Raw genomic sequence first — 2714 nt, 5'->3', positions numbered from 1 at the left:
GCAGCCATCCGGCCGGATGGCTGCCCTTCGACGTGCGTTTCGTAGGTCAGTCCTTCGCGTCGCGGACGTCCTTTCCGTGCTCGGCGAACGCCTTGAAGTCCTGCATGTGCTGTAGCGACTGCTTGCGGAAGGCGCCGGGCATCAGGAGCCCCACCAGCCGCATCATCAAGCCGCTGAACCGGTACTCGTTCTCGCTCTCCCAGAGCGTCGTCTCCGGGCCGGTTTCGGTCAGGCGCTCGCGCCCGGCGCTCCACATGCCCTTGCCGACGATCTCGCGTTCGAAACGGACGACGTCTTCCCGCGCGATCCGGTGCAGGTCCACCGGTTCCCGGCGCGTGATGGTCTCGGTGGCCTCCATCTTCTGCTGCCCCATCTGCAGCACCACTCGCGACTTGGTGCCGACCTGCCCGTGCACCCCACTCAGCGGCTCATGCAGCACCAGGCCCCGCAGCCACTTCGGCAGGTGTGCCGGGTCGGCGAGCAGCTGGGCCACCTTCTCCCGCGGCTGGGCGATCTCCAACGAGACGGTGTACTTCATGGCCGAGCGCTCCGTTCTCGAGTGAACGGACGCACACTAACAGCGAGACGTCTGATCTTGCGGCCCCGTCACCGCGGTGCGGTGAACTGCATGCGCGGCTTCCGCGCGGCGACCGGACCGCGCCGGGCGCGTTTCAACGCAACGGGATCGTGATGCGGGTCAGCCAGGTCTGCGGGTCGGGGTGCTCGCCCGGGTCGGTCAGGTAGGTCTCCATCGCCGGACCGGCGGCCTCGTGCCCGTTCACACGCATCCACTCCTCGACCGCCTCATGCGTCGCCGAGAGCCCCTCGTAGGGCCCGCGGTGCACGGCGACGGCCGCCGGCCCGGCGGGGATCGTGAGCGGCTCGATCCCGTCACCCGGCTGCTCCGCGGGCAGCGCCGTGACCGGGCAGCCGGCCTCGATCACCACCGACCCCATGCCGACCTCCGGGTACCGGGCGAACGGCGGTCCGGTCATCGCCAGCCCGTGCCGTTGGGCGTAGCCGAACACGGCGGGCAGGCAGGCGGACAGCGCGTCGGCGATTCCCGCGCGGCCGGTCCGGCGGCGCATGATCAGCGCGTACGTCTCGGTCTGCTGTTCCACGGTCACGTCCACGGACACCTCGGTATTCCTCTCGGTCGGTTCCTGGCGATACAGGCCGACGCACGGCGCCGCCGCATCGACGGCGGCGACGTGCGCGGCGTACGTCCGGTTGTCACCCGCCGGAAGCCCGCGGGCGCGGTACTGCCGTGGCCCGACGCCGAAGTGCCGGGTGAACGAGCGGGTGAAGACCTCATAGCTGGCGAAGCCGTGCTCGGCGGCGATCCGCCAGGCGGGCCGGTCGGTGGTCTGCAACGCCGCGGCGGCCCGCGCCAGCCGAACCCGTGACGTGTACACCCGCGGAGTTTCGCCGACCAGCCGGCGGAACCGGCGGTGCAGGTCGAACGGCGACCGGTGGGCCAGCCGAGCCAGAATCGGCAGCGAGACGTCGCCGCGACGGCGGCCGTTGACGGTCGCCAGCAGTCGCAGAATCTCGTCAGTACCGGGGCGCACCCGAGCAACCTAGCGCCGGGAGATCCGCCACGTCATGACGAATCTTGCGCAATCACACCGCCGCGACGCGCGACGGACTACCGGCTTACCGCCGGGCGCTCTCCGTGCCGATCCGGAGCCGGTCTGCGATGGTCCTGGTCACCGACGGGTTCCGGAGCAGGCGGTAGTGGCCGAGCCCGTGGGTTGTCAACAGGGTCGCTACGGGCCAGTCGCGGAGGTGGGACGCGGTCGCCTCGTACGCCTGAACTTGCGCGCGTTCGAGCACGGTACGGCTAGTCGATGAAGGGGCCGTCTTGCCGTCGTGCCGCGTCGCTGAGGACGGGTACGTCCGGTCCGAAAAGGGGCGCGGGGAGGTGGTCGAGGGCGAACCAGCCGAGTTCGGTGGCCTCGCCGTCGGGTGTGTCGGCTTGGCTGCGTGGTGAGGCGAGGAAGACGGCGCCGACGCAGTGCACGACTCGTCCGTTCGGGTAGTGGTGGGTCTGCGTGGCGGGATCGCTGTACAGGCCCAGCAGTTCATGCAGGTCGATTTCCCAGCCGGTCTCCTCGCGGCATTCGCGCCGGGCCGCCTGCTGCCAGGTTTCACCGACTTCGATGCCACCGCCGGGTATCCCCCAGGTCCCTTCGCCGCGGCGGCGCATGAGCAGCACCCGGTCGTGATCATCGATGAGAACCACGCCGCAACAGGCTCGAAGCTCCGTCTCGTTGTCCATGCGGCGATGCTGTCAGATGCGCAAGATCCCGGCCCAGAGGCGACACTGTCGCGACCTGAGCGAGTCATGACTCGCTCAGGTCGTGCCGGAAGGCGTACGCGACGGCCTGTGCCCGGTCGCGGGCGCCGATCTTCGCGAACAGGTGGTTGACGTGGCTCTTCACCGTCGCCTCACTGACCGTGAGCCGGGAAGCGATCTCGGCGTTGGACAGACCGCCGGCCATCAGGGACAGCACCTCGGCCTCACGCGGCGTGAGACCGGCCGGGAGCCCCGGCCGCGGCGTCGGCTCACCGGCGATGGCGTCGACGAGGTGCCGCTGTACGGCCGGGTCGATGACGGCGTGGTCGTCGACCACCTGCCGTAGCGCCTCGTGGATCCGTTCACCGCCGGCGTCCTTGGTCAGGTAGCCGCGGGCGCCGGCCCGCACCGCGTC

The 2714-nt window shown here is 70.3% G+C and carries 4 protein-coding genes; all 4 read right to left on the bottom strand.

Annotated features, from left to right (window positions below; all coding sequences use genetic code 11):
• Positions 1–46 precede the first annotated feature (46 nt).
• Complete coding sequence (locus AB0M20_RS36595) at positions 47–538, bottom strand: SRPBCC family protein (protein ID WP_364305259.1); 492 nt, start codon at positions 536–538, stop codon at positions 47–49.
• A gap of 133 nt (positions 539–671) precedes the next feature.
• Positions 672–1571, bottom strand: a complete 900-nt coding sequence (locus AB0M20_RS36590; protein ID WP_364305258.1) for an AraC family transcriptional regulator — start codon at positions 1569–1571, stop codon at positions 672–674.
• Between the two features lie 272 nt (positions 1572–1843).
• Entirely contained in the window at positions 1844–2281 is a 438-nt protein-coding gene (locus AB0M20_RS36585) for an NUDIX domain-containing protein (protein WP_364305256.1), read from the bottom strand.
• A gap of 64 nt (positions 2282–2345) precedes the next feature.
• Positions 2346–2714 (bottom strand): response regulator transcription factor (locus AB0M20_RS36580; protein ID WP_364305255.1); only part of this gene is annotated, 369 nt, incomplete at its 5' end.

This window comes from Actinoplanes sp. NPDC051633 (assembly GCF_040681735.1).
Taxonomy (GTDB): Bacteria; Actinomycetota; Actinomycetes; order Mycobacteriales; family Micromonosporaceae; genus Actinoplanes.
The sequence above is the reverse complement of the archived record's forward strand: the minus strand, read 5'-3'. Positions and strand labels throughout refer to the sequence as shown.

Bases quoted from the DNA above. Each gene is read 5' to 3' on its own strand.
- AB0M20_RS36595 (WP_364305259.1), bottom strand. From the start codon at position 538: ATGAAGTACACCGTCTCGTTGGAGATCGCCCAGCCGCGGGAGAAGGTG.
- AB0M20_RS36585 (WP_364305256.1), bottom strand. From the start codon at position 2,281: ATGGACAACGAGACGGAGCTTCGAGCCTGTTGCGGCGTGGTTCTCATC.